At 66.3% G+C, this 14,809-nt stretch carries 13 protein-coding genes and 1 pseudogene; 6 read left to right on the top strand and 8 right to left on the bottom strand.

The annotated features are described in order from the left end of the window. Positions 1–11 precede the first annotated feature (11 nt). Both LPT13_RS00300 and LPT13_RS00305 read right to left on the bottom strand, forming a co-directional pair. Positions 12–1,322 carry an MFS transporter gene (locus LPT13_RS00300; protein WP_242162392.1) on the bottom strand — a complete coding sequence of 437 codons (1,311 nt, stop codon included), beginning with the start codon at positions 1,320–1,322 and terminating at the stop codon, positions 12–14. Between the two features lie 69 nt (positions 1,323–1,391). After that, positions 1,392–2,759: pseudogene (locus LPT13_RS00305) on the bottom strand (CoA transferase). Between the two features lie 243 nt (positions 2,760–3,002). Here LPT13_RS00305 and LPT13_RS00310 point away from each other — a divergent pair. The 3 genes from LPT13_RS00310 (at position 3,003) to LPT13_RS00320 (ending at position 5,137) form a co-directional block, all read left to right on the top strand. Continuing rightward, a complete protein-coding gene (locus LPT13_RS00310) occupies positions 3,003–3,287 on the top strand; it encodes a type II toxin-antitoxin system RelB/DinJ family antitoxin (RefSeq protein WP_242162394.1) in 285 nt (94 codons plus the stop codon). After that, positions 3,271–3,714 carry a type II toxin-antitoxin system VapC family toxin gene (locus tag LPT13_RS00315; RefSeq protein ID WP_242162396.1) on the top strand — a complete coding sequence of 148 codons (444 nt, stop codon included), beginning with the start codon at positions 3,271–3,273 and terminating at the stop codon, positions 3,712–3,714. Before LPT13_RS00310 ends, LPT13_RS00315 begins: the two co-directional genes overlap by 17 nt. 220 nt (positions 3,715–3,934) lie before the next feature. After that, positions 3,935–5,137: a Fic family protein gene (locus tag LPT13_RS00320; protein ID WP_242162398.1), complete on the top strand. Its 1,203-nt coding sequence runs from the start codon at positions 3,935–3,937 to the stop codon at positions 5,135–5,137. Positions 5,138–5,416: 279 nt separating this feature from the next. Here the strand turns inward: LPT13_RS00320 and rpsI are convergent, their stop codons facing one another. Together rpsI and rplM are read right to left on the bottom strand one after the other, a co-directional pair. After that, the gene (gene rpsI, locus LPT13_RS00325; protein ID WP_242162400.1) at positions 5,417–5,809 is read right to left on the bottom strand and encodes a 30S ribosomal protein S9; all 393 of its coding nucleotides are present in this window, start codon (positions 5,807–5,809) and stop codon (positions 5,417–5,419) included. Between the two features lie 2 nt (positions 5,810–5,811). Next, complete coding sequence (rplM, locus tag LPT13_RS00330) at positions 5,812–6,246, bottom strand: 50S ribosomal protein L13 (protein WP_242162402.1); 435 nt, start codon at positions 6,244–6,246, stop codon at positions 5,812–5,814. A gap of 489 nt (positions 6,247–6,735) precedes the next feature. Here rplM and LPT13_RS00335 point away from each other — a divergent pair, with 489 nt between their 5' ends. Continuing rightward, positions 6,736–7,602, top strand: coding sequence for a ZIP family metal transporter (locus LPT13_RS00335; protein WP_242162404.1), 867 nt, complete (start codon positions 6,736–6,738; stop codon positions 7,600–7,602). Between the two features lie 398 nt (positions 7,603–8,000). On the opposite strand, the gene LPT13_RS00340 is transcribed toward LPT13_RS00335, so the two are convergent. Beyond that, positions 8,001–9,281 carry an O-acetylhomoserine aminocarboxypropyltransferase/cysteine synthase family protein gene (locus LPT13_RS00340; protein ID WP_242162406.1) on the bottom strand — a complete coding sequence of 427 codons (1,281 nt, stop codon included), beginning with the start codon at positions 9,279–9,281 and terminating at the stop codon, positions 8,001–8,003. A gap of 299 nt (positions 9,282–9,580) precedes the next feature. On the opposite strand from LPT13_RS00340, the gene metA reads away from it, so the two are divergent. Both metA and LPT13_RS00350 read left to right on the top strand, forming a co-directional pair. After that, on the top strand, positions 9,581–10,648 hold the full coding sequence (gene metA / locus LPT13_RS00345; RefSeq protein ID WP_347263630.1) for a homoserine O-acetyltransferase MetA: 1,068 nt from the start codon (positions 9,581–9,583) through the stop codon (positions 10,646–10,648). Beyond that, a complete protein-coding gene (locus LPT13_RS00350) occupies positions 10,645–10,929 on the top strand; it encodes a hypothetical protein (RefSeq protein WP_242162408.1) in 285 nt (94 codons plus the stop codon). Before metA ends, LPT13_RS00350 begins: the two co-directional genes overlap by 4 nt. A gap of 154 nt (positions 10,930–11,083) precedes the next feature. On the opposite strand, the gene LPT13_RS00355 is transcribed toward LPT13_RS00350, so the two are convergent. From LPT13_RS00355 to LPT13_RS00365, 3 genes are all read right to left on the bottom strand, one after another. Next, a complete protein-coding gene (locus LPT13_RS00355; RefSeq protein WP_347263632.1) occupies positions 11,084–12,691 on the bottom strand; it encodes a putative ABC transporter permease in 1,608 nt (535 codons plus the stop codon). A gap of 44 nt (positions 12,692–12,735) precedes the next feature. Next, on the bottom strand, positions 12,736–13,416 hold the full coding sequence (locus LPT13_RS00360) for an HAD family hydrolase (RefSeq protein WP_242162409.1): 681 nt from the start codon (positions 13,414–13,416) through the stop codon (positions 12,736–12,738). A 78-nt stretch (positions 13,417–13,494) separates the two neighbouring features. Next, complete coding sequence (locus tag LPT13_RS00365; protein ID WP_242162411.1) at positions 13,495–14,778, bottom strand: homoserine dehydrogenase; 1,284 nt, start codon at positions 14,776–14,778, stop codon at positions 13,495–13,497. Between the last annotated feature and the right edge of the window lie 31 nt (positions 14,779–14,809).

Genomic DNA, 14,809 nt, shown 5'->3' on the forward strand with positions numbered 1-14,809 from the left:
GCCTGGGTTCCCTACTTCACGTCCGGGTTCTCAGCGGCCCAGGCCCACAGCCCCTTACGGGTCTTGAGCGCCACGAGGAGGGCCAGCAGGGCCAGCACGCCGATCACCATGTCGATGATGAAGGCGCCGCTGTAGGATCCGGTGATGTCGTAGATCCAGCCCCAGAAGGTGGATCCGACGGCCGCGCACAGCGGCATCACGACGGCCACGTAGGCGAAGATGCGGTCGTAGGACACGTTGCCGAACAGCTTGCGGGCCACCTGCGGCACGTTGGTGGGCTGCACCGCGAAGAAGATGCCGAAGCAGACGGCGCCCACGTACAGCCAGATGACGCTGTCGCCGCCGAAGAGCATCATGCAGGCCAGGCCGACGATCATGGGCACGATGCCGACGATGTTGGACAGCACGATGGAGTAGTCGTTCAGGAAGCCCAGGATGAGCTTGCCGAACAGCGAGGACAGCATGATGGTCGAGGCCACGAGCGCGCCGGTGGCGGCGTCATAGCCGATGGAGGTCGTGAAGGACGGGAAGAAGTAGTTCATGGTCAGGCCGATGTTGGCCAGGCCGGCGAAGATGCAGCACAGCACGAAGGTCGAGGGCTTCTTGAGGGCCTGCTTGAGGGTGATGCCGTCGGTCTTGGTGGCCGCGGCCTTCTCGGCGGCCTGCACCTCGGGGTCGTCCCAGCCCAGCGGCTTGAGGCCCTTGTCCTCGGGGCGGCTGCGCACCACGATCAGCGCGAGCGGGATGCAGATGACCAGCACGAGGATGGCCTGGTACAGGTAGGCGGTACGCCAGCCGGCCGACTGGATGATGCTCGAGAACACGGGCGCCAGCAGCGTGCCCGATATGGACGTGCACGCCATGCCCACGCCGATGAGCAGGCCGATGCGCTTCTTGAACCAGCGGCCCACCACCACGGGCACGATCAGCCACAGGAGCCACGCGTTGCCGATGCCCATGAGCACGCCGGCCACGTAGAACCACTCGATGGATGGGGCGTAGGACATCAGCAGCAGCGCCACGCCCACCAGCGCGCAGGCGATGGACAGGATGATGCGCAGGTCCACCTTCTGCAGCAGCGGGCCGGCCCAGAACAGGTTGGCGACGCAGGCGGTGGCGTAGACGAGCGTCATGTAGAAGCCGACGTTGGCGCGGCCCACGCCGAAGGCGGTGGCCACCGACTCGTAGTAGATGCTCGCGGTGTTGAAGGTGAACGCGCACGCCAGGAACATGCAGATGCACACGGCGATGTAAACGTACCACCCGTAGTAGACCTTGCCCGATTTCGCGGGCGCTTCGGCGGTTTTAGGTTGCGAGGTCATAGGGTCCCCCTTTCTGCGGAGAGCCTTGGTCGGATTTGGCTTTGGAGCCTCTTCGGTTGTGACGGTGTCCTAGCGGGAGTGGATCAGCTCCGGATCGTTGTTGATGACGCCCTTGGCGTAGAGCTCGTCGATCTCGGCGGGGGTGTAGCCGAGCTCGCCCATGATCTCCTCGTTGTGCTGGCCGAAGGCGGGGCAGGGCCCCCACACCTTCGCCGGGTGGTTCTTGAACTTGGGATAGGGCGCTACGGCGCGGATCTTCGTCCCCTTCACGGACTCCCATTCGATGATGTCCTCGCGGGCCTGGACGTGCGGATCAACCTCCACCTCGGCGAAGGTGTTGATGCGCGACACGGGGATGTTGTGCTCGAGCATGATCTGCTCGGCCTCCTCCACCGTGCGCTCGGCGAGCCACGCCTCCAGGGCGGCGAGGAAGGTCTTGCCGGCCTCCGTCTCGATGCTCCACGTCGCGGAGCCCTCGGGGAACACGTCGGTGCCGTAGGGCAGGCCCAGAAGCTCGTTGCCGCGCTTCATGACGGCCGCGCCGTTGAAGCAGCAGAACAGGTAGCCGTCCTTGCACTGGTAGGCGCCCCAGCCGGCGTTGATGTTCTGCTCGCCCGCCGTCGGGAAGGTCTTGTGGTTGGTGAACCAGTCGATGGAGTAGATGCTCGTGCGCAGCATGCACTCGTACTGGCTGGCGTCGATGGAGTCGCCGACGCCCGTGCGCTCGGCCTGGTGCCACGCGGCCAGCAGCGCGATGCACGCGTAGAGGGCCGTGGTGTAGTCGCTGGCGAACTGGCCGACGGCATAGGGCGGCGAGAAGGGGTTCTCGTTCTCGTGCAGGTAGCCCGAGAAGGCCTGGCCGATGGCGTCGAAGGAGGGGCGCTTGACGTACTCCGGCACGCCGGTCTGCCCGAAGCCCGAGATGTGGCCGATGACCAGCTTGGGATTGCGCTCCCACAGCACGTCATCGGACAAGCCCAGGCGATCGAACTGGCCGCCCTTGGACGACTCGATGAAGATGTCGGCGTCCTCGATGAGCTTGAGCATGAGCTCGCGGCCCTCGTCGCTCTTCATGCGCACGGCCATCGCGCGGCAGTTGCGGCGCTCGCCCTCGCACTACCAGTTGGGGGTGCCGCGGGTGAAGTCGGGGGCGTCCGCGTTCTCGACCCAGATCACGTCGGCGCCGTACTCAGCCAGCACCGTGGCGATGAAGGGACCCGCGAGCGAGGACGAGGCGCTCACCACCTTGAGATCCGACAGCGTGCCGAATTCCGGCTTGTTTTTGTTACGCCACATCGTTCCTCCTTGGTCTTGGGGGTATGTTTCCAGGTCAAACCACGGCCTTATGAACGATTGAGGGCAGTACCTGCTTGAAGCACGGTGGAACAAGGTGAAGCGGAAACGCAAACGGCTCCTCGTGGTAGCGGGAAGAACCATCCCTGATGAGGAGCGTTAGCGTTAGAGTAGTACTTCGGCAGAGTTTTGGAATTTAAATGGATTCACTGTAAAAACGCTGCCCCATCCTTGTTTCCTTTCTGTAAACCGATCATGACCTTTCCGCACATCTTTACCCCGCTAAAGCACGCCAACACAGCGCGATGCCACGCGAACCGCGCTTTCCCTTGACTGCTTCGCAGCGACTCCTTAGTATGTAATACACGTAATACGAAAGGAGGCGCCATGGAATCCGTGCTCACCGTGCGGCTCGACGCGCAGATGAAGGAACGGGGCTCCCGGGTCATGCGCCAGGCGGGCCTCACGCCCTCCCAGGCGGTTCGCCAGCTCTTCGACTACGCCTCCCGCAACGACGCGCTCCCCTTCCCCGCCGCGCCCAAGCCCGGCAAGGAGGAGGTCGCCCGGCGCATTGCCGCGTTCGACCGCTGCCATACCAAGCGCCCGCTGACGCTCACCGACGACGAGCTGCGCGAGGAGAGGATGAGGGAGCGCTATGGTCTTGATGCTTGATGCCAACATCGTGATCGACCACATCGGGCGACGCGAGCCCTTCTACGAGCTGTCGCGGCGGGTCTGCCTTCTGGGGATAACGGGCGAGGCCGCCACCTACATCTCCACCAATATGGCCACCGACATCTACTACCTGCTGCGCAAGGACTACGGCAGCCAGGAGGCCCAGCGCATGATCGAGGAGGACCTCTCCTTCCTGGCCCTGGTGGGCGTCGACCCGCAGGACGTGCACGAGGCCCTGGCGCTGCGATGGGGCGACTTCGAGGACTGCCTGGTGGCCCAGTGCGCCCGGAAGATCGGCGCCGACTACATCATCACCCGAAACACGCGCGACTTCACCCGCTCCAGCATAAAGGCCCTCACCCCCGAGCAGCTCTTCGAGGAACTAGCCGCCCGCGGCCTCGTCTACGAGGAGATAGACTGGTAGCCCCTAAAGAGAAGGAGGCGCTTCGAGGTAGCCCTCGACATCATCATGGCATCGGAATCCGCGTAACCCTCGCCGCCTAGGTGTTAAGCGTTTAACAGCTAAGGTGCGAAATACTCCTGACTGAGTTAAAAATCACGCGATTTTTAACTCAGTCATCCCTCATAACTCTCTACTGAGTTAAAATATCACTAGTATTTAACTCAATCAGGAGCACTCAGCCATGGCCTACAAGGACTTCCGTAAACTCTTTCACGACCCCACATCCAACGCAGATGCCGTCTATGAGAGCCGGCTCAGCGATCCGCGCACCCTTCACCTCGGCACGACGGTCGCCGGGGCCCCCGCCTTCGTCTTCATGGCCCCCGAGCTATACGACGCCCTCCTCGAGGCAGCCCGGCTTGACAAGGAAATCCTCAAGCTGGAGCTGTCGCTGCCCGGCCGAGCCCTCGACAGCTACCGCGACAGCTGCCTCATCGACGAGATCGTGCTCACCAACGAGATCGAGGGTGTCCGCTCCACCCGCCGTGAGATCGGCGAGGTGCTCGAGCGCCTGCGTGAGAACGACCGTCACGGCCGCTTCCTCGGTATCGTGCAGAAGTACGCCCTGCTGGAAAGCCGACCCGACATCGCGGTGAGCACCTGCGACGACATTCGCGCCATCTACGACGACCTCGTCCTCGCCGAGGTGAGCGCCGCCACGCCCGAATGCGTCCCCGACGGCCGCTGGTTCCGCACCAAGATCGTCCACGTCGTCGACCAGGCAGGCATTCCCATCCACGATGGCCTCGAGCCCGAGAGTCGCATCATCGACGAGATGAACAACGCGCTGGGCCTCCTCAACGACGATGGCATCGACCTGCTCGTCAGGGTGGCGCTGTTTCACTTCCTCTTCGGCTACATCCACCCCTTCTATGACGGAAACGGCCGCACCAACCGCTTCATCAGCAGCTATCTCATCTCGCAAGAATACGAGCCTATCGTGGGGCTGGGCATCTCCTACGCCGTGAAGAACGACATCAACAAGTACTACAAGGCGTTCACCACCTGCGAGCACACCCTCAACCGCGGCGACCTGACCCCCTTCGTCATCGCCTTCTGCGAGATTATCGTCCAGGCCATGCGTAACCTCCGTGACTCCCTCGCCGAGAAGCGCACCGCTTTCGAGCAGCACCTGGAAACGACCGATCGCCTGCTGCCCCCCGAGAGCCGCGACGTTGCCGAAGTCCTCGTCACAGCGACGCTATTCTCGTTCGAGGGCATCGGCACCGCCGCCATGGCGCGCGTGCTTGGGATATCCCGGCAGACGCTCTACAAGCGCCTGGAGCCCCTGAGGAAGCTGGGGCTGATCGAGTCGTTCAAGATCGGACGCAAGACGCATTACGCCCTCAACCGGGAGCGCCTCGCCGAGCTTGCCGAACGGTAAGACGGCCGCCTAGGTGTTAAGCGCTTAACTGCTAAGCCGTGAAACGTTGCTGACTGAGTTAAAAATCACGTGATTTTTAACTCAGTCATAGGCAAAACCACCCGTAGGTGTTAAACGCTTAACAGCTAAGGACGTTCGGCGCGGTTGATTCTGGCGGACAGGTGCTTCGCGTGAAACGCCTCGCGCGAGCAGTCGCGCAGCGTGCGCGAGGCCTGACGCAAAAGAGGGGCCCGCTCCTTCGAGCGGGCCCCTCTTCCATGCGGTATCGCAGTCGCGAGACTAGCGCTTGGAGAACTGCGGGCGCTTGCGGGCCTTCTTCAGGCCGTACTTCTTGCGCTCCACCATACGGGCGTCGCGGGTCAGGAAGCCAGCCTTCTTCAGCTCGGCGCGGTAGTCGCCGGCCTCCAGCAGGGCGCGGGAGATGCCGTGGCGCAGGGCGCCGGCCTGGCCGGACACGCCGCCACCGGTGATGTTGGCGATCACGTCGAAGTGACCCTGGGTGTCGGTCACCTTGAACGGCGTCTTCGCGTAGTTGAGCAGAGCCTCACGACCGAAGTACTCCTCGCCATCGCGGCCGTTGACGGTCACCTTGCCGGTGCCGGGAACCAGGCGCACGCGGGCGACGGCGTTCTTGCGACGGCCGGTGCCGTAGTACAGAGCTTCACCTGCCATGATTAACCCTCCATCTCAATCTTGCGGGGCTGCTGGGCCATGTGCGGATGCTCCGCACCGGCGTAGACCTTGAGCTTCTTGCCCATGGCGCGGCCGAGCGTGTTCTTCGGCAGCATGCCCTTGACGGCATGCTCGATCACGCGCTCCGGATGCTTGGCCATGGCCTCGGTGAAGGTCTCGGACTTCAGCCCGCCGGGGAAACCACTGTGGCGGTAGTAGCTCTTGGACGCGGCCTTCGTGCCCGTCACGCGGATCTTGTCCGCGTTGATGATGACGACGAAGTCGCCGGTGTCCACATGGGGGGTGTACTGCGGCTTGTGCTTGCCCTTGAGGATCTGAGCGGCCTTGGTGGCCACGCGACCGAGCACCTGATCAGTGGCGTCGATCAGCACCCACTCGCGCTCGACCTCGCCGGGCTTTGCATGATACGTCTTCACTTACGTTCCTCCAATTAGCTTGCAGGTCCTGCCTGGCGGTTGAAGCGTCCGTCACACGGGGTCGCGCGTGGCCACAGAGCCGCGCCCTCGCCCGCGGGCGGAACCCACCTCGCAGGGGTGTTTGTTTTCAAAAGTGCAGATGAACCCGGATGCCGGTTTCCTACGCCAGCGCACGCGGTGTGGGCCTGGACTCCCTCTTGCGTGCTTCCGAACCCTTCCTGCTGTTACGGGGCTTTTGAAAGCGAACTTTTGCATTGTATATACGCGCGCGCGGCAAAGTCAACGACAAGCAGGTAAAGCTGACGAAAATTCCCAGGTAGAGCACGGGAAGAGGCGCGGAGACCCGAGAAGTTATCCAAGGGTTACGCTTTGGCCGCACGGGGGCTTGAAGGCGCCTCCGGGGAAAATCACCAGTATTATATATGGGTAACTTTTTTCGCTTCCGCCCGCGCGGCGCCCAGCCGCCGCCCTAGAGAGATGGTCCTGCCCATGGAGTCGATGGATCCGTTCTGGTTCGTAACGCTGGTCACCCTGCTCGCCGGAGCGGGCGGCACCGGCCTCGGCGGCCTGGTGGGCGCCCTGTTCAAGAGCGAGTCCAACCGCACGGTCAGTCTGCTTCTGGCCTTCGCCGGCGGCGTGATGACCGCCATGGTGTGCTTCGACCTGCTCGCCGAGGCCGTCGAGGCGTCCCAGGCCATCCACAGCGAGGGCGTCTTCATCGTGGTGGCCGCCGTCGCGCTGGGCGTCGCGGTGGTCTACGGGCTCAACTACGTCATCGACCGACGCACCCACCACGAGGTGCCCCACGTCGCCCAGGACGACCACCCCGCCACCCACGACGACATCGACGAGCTCATCCACGCCGACCACTACAACGAGCACAAGCGCAACCACGACTCGCGCGCCTCGCTGGTGGTAGCCGGCGTCGTCATGGCCTGCGCCATCGCGCTGCACAACGTCCCCGAAGGCATGACCATCGGCGCCAGCTTCGCCGTGTCAGACAACCTCATGTGGGGAACCGGCATGATCATGGCCGTGCTCATCGGCCTGCACAACATCCCCGAGGGCATGGCCGTGGCCGTGCCGCTCATCAGCGGCGGCATGGGGCGCGTGCGCGCCACGCTGCTCACGGCGGCCTGCGGCGCCCCCACCCTGCTGGGCGCGTGGCTCGGCTTCTGGCTGGGCGACATCGGGCCCCTCGGGCTGTGCCTGTCGCTCGGGTTCGCGTCCGGCGCCATGCTCTACGTCGTGTTCGGCGAGATCCTGCCCGAGGCCTACCTCATCTGCCGCTCGAAGGTGCCCGCCTTCGCCGTCATGGCCGGTCTGGCGCTCGGCCTAATCATGATCTTCGTCTAGAAAAAGGCGTTTCATATCCATTTTGGCGAGTTTCCCGAGGCTTGAGACGCCCGATCTATCGTGCTGCCCGGCGTTTCCCCAGGTCAGCATTTTTTCCAGCGCCTCTGAGAGGCCAAACAGGCGGGAATTCGCCGTTTGAGCCTCGGAAAACTCAACGAAATGGATATGAAACGCCGAATTTGCTGCAGACCGGATGTTTCACGTGAAACATCCGGTCTGCTCGCGTTAGGAGGACGCTCGAGGGCGGGGCGAAGGGAGGGTGCCGAGGCGCGGCGCGCGGAAGGACGCCAGGTCGCGGCGCGCGAGGTGCCGAGGTGCGGCGCGCAGAGGAGCGCCAGGTCGCGCTGCGCCGGGCCACGCCGGGCTGGGTCGCGTCACGCCGCGCAGGGCTCCCCCCCCTACTCCCCCGCCAGGGCCTGGTCGAGATCGGCGATGAGGTCGGCGGCGTCCTCGATGCCGCAGGACAGGCGCACCAGGTCGGGCCCGATGCCGGCGGCCGCCAGCTCCTCGTCAGTCATCTGGCGGTGCGTGCTCGCCGCCGGATGCAGCACGCAGGTGCGCGCGTCGGCCACGTGGGTGGCGATCTGCGCCAGGCGCAGGCGCGCCATGACCGCCTCGGCCGCCTCCCGGCCGCCAGCCACGCCGAAGCTCACCACGCCGCAGCTCCCGTCGGGCAGGTACTTGGCCGCGCGCCCGTATTCCGCGTCGCCGGGAAGCGACGGATGGCGCACCCAGGCCACCCGCGGGTGGTCGCGCAGGAACTCGGCGACCGCCAGGCCGTTGGCCGCATGGCGCGCCATGCGCAGGTGCAGGCTCTCGAGCCCCATGTTCAGCAGGAACGCGTTCTGCGGGCTCTGGCAGCAGCCCAGATCGCGCATGAGCTGGGCCGTCGCCTTCGTGATGAACGCGCCGCCCTGCCCGAAGCGCTCGGCGTACACCACGCCGTGGTAGCTCTCGTCAGGCTCGGTGAGGCCGGGGAACCGGTCAGCGTGCGCCTGCCAGTCGAAGCAGCCGCCGTCCACGATGACGCCGCCCACCGTGGCGCCATGGCCGTCCATGTACTTGGTGGTGGAGTGCGTCACAATGTCGGCGCCCCACTCGAGGGGCCGGCACAGCACCGGCGTGGGGAACGTGTTGTCCACGATCAGCGGCACCCCGTGGGCGTGGGCCGCGACGGCGAAGCGCTCGATGTCGAGCACGGTGAGCGCCGGGTTGGCGATGGCCTCGCCGAACACGAGCTTGGTGTTGGGGCGGAAGGCCGCCTCCAGGTCCTCGTCGGTGCAGTCGGGGTCGACGAACGTGCACTCCACGCCCATGCGCCGCAGCGTGTGCGCCAGCAGGTTGTAGGTGCCGCCGTAGATGGACGCCGACGACACGATGTGGTCGCCCGCGCCGGCCAGGTTGAGCACGGCCAGGAAGTTGGCCGCCTGGCCCGACGACGTGAGCATGGCCGCGGTGCCGCCCTCCAGCTCGGCGATCTTGGCCGCCACCGCGTCGCACGTGGGGTTGGCCAGGCGCGTGTAGAAGTAGCCGGAATCCTCCAGGTCGAACAGGCGGCCCATGGCCTCGCTCGTGCCGTACTTCCACGTGGTGTTCTGGTAGATGGGCACCTGGCGCGGGTCGCCGTCGCCGGGGCGCCAGCCGCCCTGCACGCAGGTGGTGCCGATGGTCTCGCTCATGGGGTTGCCTTTCGTCGTGCCGATGAAACGCCGCCTATTGTACGACGCGGCGCCCGGGACGCTCCCCTCGCATTCGATATAGCCAGCTACCCGATAAACGAATAAGCCGATAGCCAACCCGCTGCCTCCGCTCGTGCGGGCTTCTTATATAGTAGGGTGGCACCGCTGCGGGCACGCGCCCGCGCGTCCACCGCGCAACGCGCCTACGCGACGCGCGACCCATCCGCGGCCCGCAGCGCACTTGCGCGCCGCACGCCACACGCACGCACCGCACCACCCGCACCACCGAAGGAGCCGCCATGCCCATCCGCATCCCCGACTCGCTGCCCGCCACCCAGGCCCTCGAGAGCGAGAACATCTTCGTCATGACGGAGTTCCGCGCCATGCACCAGGACATCCGCCCGCTCAAGCTGCTGCTGCTCAACCTCATGCCCACCAAGATCACCACCGAGACGCAGATCCTGCGCAAGCTTTCCAACACTCCGCTGCAGGTGGAGGTCGAGCTGCTCCAGACCGCCAGCCACGACGCCAAGAACACGGCCGCCGAGCACCTCGAGGCCTTCTACACCACCTTCGACCAGGTGCGCGACCGCCACTTCGACGGCATGATCATCACCGGCGCGCCCGTCGAGCTGCTCGACTTCGAGGACGTGGACTACTGGGACGAGCTGTGCGACATCATGGCGTGGTCGGCCACGAACGTGCACTCCACGCTGCACATCTGCTGGGGTGCCCAGGCCGGCATCTACTTCCACTACGGCGTGCCCAAGCGCGAGCTGCCGCGCAAGATGTTCGGGGTGTTCGAACATCGGCTGGTCAAGCGCACGTCGCCGCTCGTGCGCGGATTCGACGACGACTTCTGGGCGCCGCACTCGCGCTACACCGAGGTGCGCGCCGCCGACATCGAGGCCTGCCCGCAGCTCGAGCTGATCGCCGTGTCCGACGAGGCCGGCGTCTACATCGCCAAGTCCACCGACAGCCGCAACTTCTTCGTCTTCGGCCACCCCGAGTACGACCGTGGGACCCTCCTCGCCGAGTACGACCGCGACATCGCGAAGGGCCTGGACATGGCCGTGCCCGCGCACTACTTCCCCGACGACGACCCCGCCGCCAAGCCCCTGTCGCGCTGGCGCTCCCACGCCCAGCTGCTCTACACCAACTGGCTCAACTACTACGTCTACCAGACGACCCCCTACGACATCGACGCCATCGGCGCCGACGAGGCGGGGAATACGGAAGCGGAAGGCGCGGCAGCGGGCGCCGACGAGGGCGTGAATGTTTCACGTGAAACATTCTCCGTCCGCGAAGGCTCAGGTGCCGACACGGAAGGCGCGGCGACAGATGCGGCCACGGAAGGCGGCCGATGATGGCGATCGACCCGCGCACCGACCCCAACGCGACGCTGGTCACGACGCCGCTGCCCAGCCAGCTGGCCCGCGAGAAGGCCGCGCGCGCCGCGGCGGCCGACGGGACGGATGCCGAGCGCGTGGCGAATGCGCCAGCCGACGGCGCGGCGACCGACGGCGCGGCCGGCGCCAAGGCGCCCGACCCCTTCCGCCGCCCCGCCAACGAGGACGACGACGGCTACGACCCCTACTCCGACCGCCCCGCCGACAACCCCCTCTTCGAACGCGACCCCTGGAGCTAGCGCCGTGCAGGCTCCCCCACCCCCCTGCCCCCTCCCCCAGGGGAGGGGAACAAGTAGGGGGAAGGAACCCCCTCCGAGGCGACAGACGAGAAGCGATCCACCCCCCCCCGAACAAGCGGGGGAAGCTACCCCGGGGACGCAGCGCGCTAGCGCCCTACTTCCCGCCGCGGACGGCGTCGTCGGGATGGATGCTCATGGACTGGAAGCGGTGCTCCATGTAGGCGTTGTCGAAGTGCTTGTCGTAGAAGCCCTGGATAGGCGTGTCGGCCGGGCTGCCTGACAGGCGCTCGTACCAGCAGTCGAGCGACTGAAGCGTCATGATGGCGTCGGCCAGCATGAGCGTAGCGCATACCGTCGTCACCACGTAGCGCCAGTTCCACGGGATCAGGTTCACGATGCGCAGCATCACCGGCAGCAGCAGCTTGATCCACACGACGCCCAGCACGCCCCACATCACCATGAAGATGCCGCAGGTGCGCCCGCCGATAGACAGCCACATTCCCGTGTAATCCCAGGCCACAGCGCCAAACGCGTACTGCATGAACACGCTGGTGAAGTACTCGAACGCGCCGCCGATCACCGCGCTCACGAAGAAGATGAGGATGACGTTCTTCTTGTGGAACCGGTTGAGGAACACCGTCATCAGCACCGCGCCGATGCCGTAGATGGGCGAGAACGGCCCGAACAGCAGCCCCGCGCGATCTTGGTACTGGCCCGGGTCGACTACCAGGAAGTGGTAGACCGTCTCGATGCCCAGGCCCAGGATGGAGCAGACCACGAAGATCCAGAACAGGTTGAAGAAGTTGAGCGTGATGTAGCCGTGGCCCGTCTCGTCCAGGCCCAGCGTGCCGGCCTCGGCCTCGTCGCGCAGGTCCATGTCACGCAGCTTGCGGCGCAGCTCGCGCTCCTCGGCCAGCGACGGGTCGAGGTAGGACTGCATGGCCACAGCCAGCACCAGCAGCACGCCGTAGCCGATGAGGTAGTAGCCGATGCCCTGGAGCATGACCGAGCACAGCACGCCGACCACCAGCAGGATGAAGATGAGGTCGAGCGTGAGGGCCGCCAGGCGCCGCCGGTTGCGCAGCAGACGCACCCCGAAGAAGGCGAACGCCGCCAGCAGCAGCGCGTAGTCCACGGTCATGACTATCTGCACCACCAGGGTGGATATGCCCAGGCTCTCGATGCTCTCGGGCTGGAACAGGCGCACCGACTCGATGACGCCCCAGACCACGCCGGCCAGGTTGTACACGCCGGATATCAGGCACAGCACGCCGAGCACCTTCATGGCCAGCGGCAGCTTCTTCTTGTCGGAGGGCCCCTCGGTCTCGCTGATGATGCGCTGGCCGGCTTCCTCGATGGCCTCGCGCCTCTGCTCGACGGCGCGCTTGGCCGCCTCCAGCTCGCGGGAGGGATGGGTCAGGTCGTCGGCGATCCGCTCCACCTTGGACGCCTCGCGGACCACGGCGGCCGCCACGTCCTCGCGCAGCTCGTTGGGGTGGGCCAGCGCCTCGGCCGCCTTGTGGAGGGACGCCTCCCTGCGGCGGGCGTAGCGCTCGGCGTCCGCGCGATCCATCTCCAGCTCATGGTGCGTGGACGAGGCGCCCTCGGCCAGCCCCTCCTTGAACTCGGCCCCCGCCTCCTCCACGTCGTGCTCCACGGCAGCCTCGGCCTTGCGGGCGTCCGCGCTCACGGCGCGCTCGATCTTCGCGGCCTCCTCGCTCAGACGCTCCTCGGCCTTGGGGGCGTGATGGCGTTCGGTCATGGGGAACAACTCCTCGGAAACGGGAAAGGGTGCAAGTTCTTCGATTATAGGCGAGCGGCCGCGCGGCCCATGAAATCGTCAGGATTCAGTTGCCGGAAGTCGCGGATGACCAGGTCAGCCTCGGCAGCCAGGTCGTCGTAGGACCCGGCCAGGTCGTTGTCGTAGACGCCCACCGTGCCATAGCCCGCCGCCGCCAACGTGCGCACGGCGTACAGGGCGTCCTCGAAGCCCCACGTCTGGGCGCGCGTGGTGCCCAGCGCCTCGCGGGCCAGGTCGTACACCGCCGGCTCGCGCTTGGACGCGCCCGCGTCGTCCACCGACACGATGGCCGCCATATAGGGCGCGAAGCCCGCATGCGCCAGCCCCGCCTCCAGAAGCGGCCGGGGCGTGGACGACGCCACGGCCTGGGGCACGCCGCGCTCGGCCAGCGCCCGCACGAAGTCGAGCGCGCCGGGGCGCCCCTCGGCGCGGGTGCGGTAGTAGTCCATCATGAACTCGTCGATCATCGCCTTCACCGCGGCACCCGACGCGCCCAAGCCGAACTTCTCATGGAAGAAGTCGCCGCACTCGGGAATGGTGAGCGTGGTGATGTGGTCGGTGTCGGCCTTGGTCAGCGTGAACCCGCCGCGCGCCGCCAGCTCGTCCTCCAGCTCGCGCCACACCCGCATCGAGTCCACCAGCGTCCCGTCGCAGTCGTAGATGACGCCTATCTTCTTTCCCACCATCGAGAACCTCGCCTTCCCCATAACGCAAAGCGGGCGGCCCGCAAGCCGCCCGCCGGGCTCTTTCCCTCGCGCCTCGCGCTACTCTTCCACCCGGATGACCGACGGGTCGGCGTGCAGCACGTCGTCCAACGCGGCGATCTCGGCGATGACGGCGCGGATGGCGCGCTCCCGGGCGGTGTGGGTGACGTACACCACGTCCACCACGCCGTTCGTGCCCTTGCCGCGCTGCACCACGGAGTGCACGCTGACGTTGTGCTGGGCGAACACGCCGGTCATGGCCGCCAGCACGCCGGGGCGGTCGGACACGCTGAAGCGGATGTAGTACTTCATCTCCAGCTCCTCCACCGGCAGGATAGGCAGGTTGTCGGTGCAGGTGCAGCCGACGATGGGGCCCACGCCCTGCTCGATGTGGCGCGCCACCTCCAGCACGTCGCCCATGACGGCGCTCGCGGCCGGGCCCGAGCCCGCGCCGGCGCCGAAAAACATCGTCTCGCCCACGGCGTCGCCCACCACGTAGATGGCGTTCATCACGCCGTTCACGGTGGCCAGCTGGTGCGTGTCGGGGATCATGGTGGGATGCACGCGCACGTCGATGCCCTCGGGGCGGCGATGCGCGATGGCCAGCAGCTTCACGACGTAGCCCATGTCACGGGCGGCCTCCAGGTCGACGGGGCTGATGGCGGTGATGCCGTCGGTGTGCACCTGGTCCATGACCACGCGCGAGTTGAAGGCGATGGACGCCAGGATGGCGATCTTGGCCGCCGCGTCGAAGCCGTCCACGTCGGCAGAGGGGTCGGCCTCGGCGAACCCGGCGGCCTGGGCCTCGGCCAGCGCCTCGGCGTAGTCCATGCCGTCGTCGGCCATGCGGGTGAGCATGTAGTTGGTCGTGCCGTTGACGATGCCCATGACCGACGTGATCTCGTTGGCGATGAGCGAGTGCTTCAGCGGGTCGATGATGGGAATGCCGCCGCCCACGCTGGCCTCGAAGGCGATCTCCTTGCCGGCGGCCGCCGCGGCGTCCATGACCTCCTCGCCGTGGGTGGCCATGAGCGCCTTGTTGGCGGTGACCACGTTCTTGCCGGCGGCCAGCGCCCCCAGCACCACGGTGCGCGCGAAGGTGGTGCCGCCGATCAGCTCCACCACCAGGTCGATGTCCGGGTCGTTGATGACCTCGTTGAAGTCGTTGGTGAACAGGTGCCCCACGCCGTGGGCCTCGGCCTCGGCCGGGCTGAGCGAGCACACGCGCGCCAGCTCCACGTCGATGCCGTAGTGGCGCTTGAAGTCGTCCTTGTGGGCCTGCAGGATGTCGATGCAGCCACCGCCCACGGTGCCCGTGCCGACCAATCCGATACGTACCGTCATGGGTTCTCTCCCCTTCTCGCCGGGCCGGTGC

Source organism: Adlercreutzia faecimuris (assembly GCF_022669055.1).
GTDB classification, from domain to species: Bacteria; Actinomycetota; Coriobacteriia; order Coriobacteriales; family Eggerthellaceae; genus Enterorhabdus; species Enterorhabdus faecimuris.

Coding starts and splice junctions, on each gene's coding strand:
- LPT13_RS00300 (WP_242162392.1), bottom strand. CDS start 1,322: ATGACCTCGCAACCTAAAACCGCCGAAGCGCCCGCGAAATCGGGCAAG.
- LPT13_RS00310 (WP_242162394.1), top strand. CDS start 3,003: ATGGAATCCGTGCTCACCGTGCGGCTCGACGCGCAGATGAAGGAACGG.
- LPT13_RS00315 (WP_242162396.1), top strand. CDS start 3,271: ATGGTCTTGATGCTTGATGCCAACATCGTGATCGACCACATCGGGCGA.
- LPT13_RS00320 (WP_242162398.1), top strand. CDS start 3,935: ATGGCCTACAAGGACTTCCGTAAACTCTTTCACGACCCCACATCCAAC.
- rpsI (WP_242162400.1), bottom strand. CDS start 5,809: ATGGCAGGTGAAGCTCTGTACTACGGCACCGGCCGTCGCAAGAACGCC.
- LPT13_RS00335 (WP_242162404.1), top strand. CDS start 6,736: ATGGAGTCGATGGATCCGTTCTGGTTCGTAACGCTGGTCACCCTGCTC.
- LPT13_RS00340 (WP_242162406.1), bottom strand. CDS start 9,281: ATGAGCGAGACCATCGGCACCACCTGCGTGCAGGGCGGCTGGCGCCCC.
- metA (WP_347263630.1), top strand. CDS start 9,581: ATGCCCATCCGCATCCCCGACTCGCTGCCCGCCACCCAGGCCCTCGAG.
- LPT13_RS00350 (WP_242162408.1), top strand. CDS start 10,645: ATGATGGCGATCGACCCGCGCACCGACCCCAACGCGACGCTGGTCACG.
- LPT13_RS00355 (WP_347263632.1), bottom strand. CDS start 12,691: ATGACCGAACGCCATCACGCCCCCAAGGCCGAGGAGCGTCTGAGCGAG.
- LPT13_RS00360 (WP_242162409.1), bottom strand. CDS start 13,416: ATGGTGGGAAAGAAGATAGGCGTCATCTACGACTGCGACGGGACGCTG.
- LPT13_RS00365 (WP_242162411.1), bottom strand. CDS start 14,778: ATGACGGTACGTATCGGATTGGTCGGCACGGGCACCGTGGGCGGTGGC.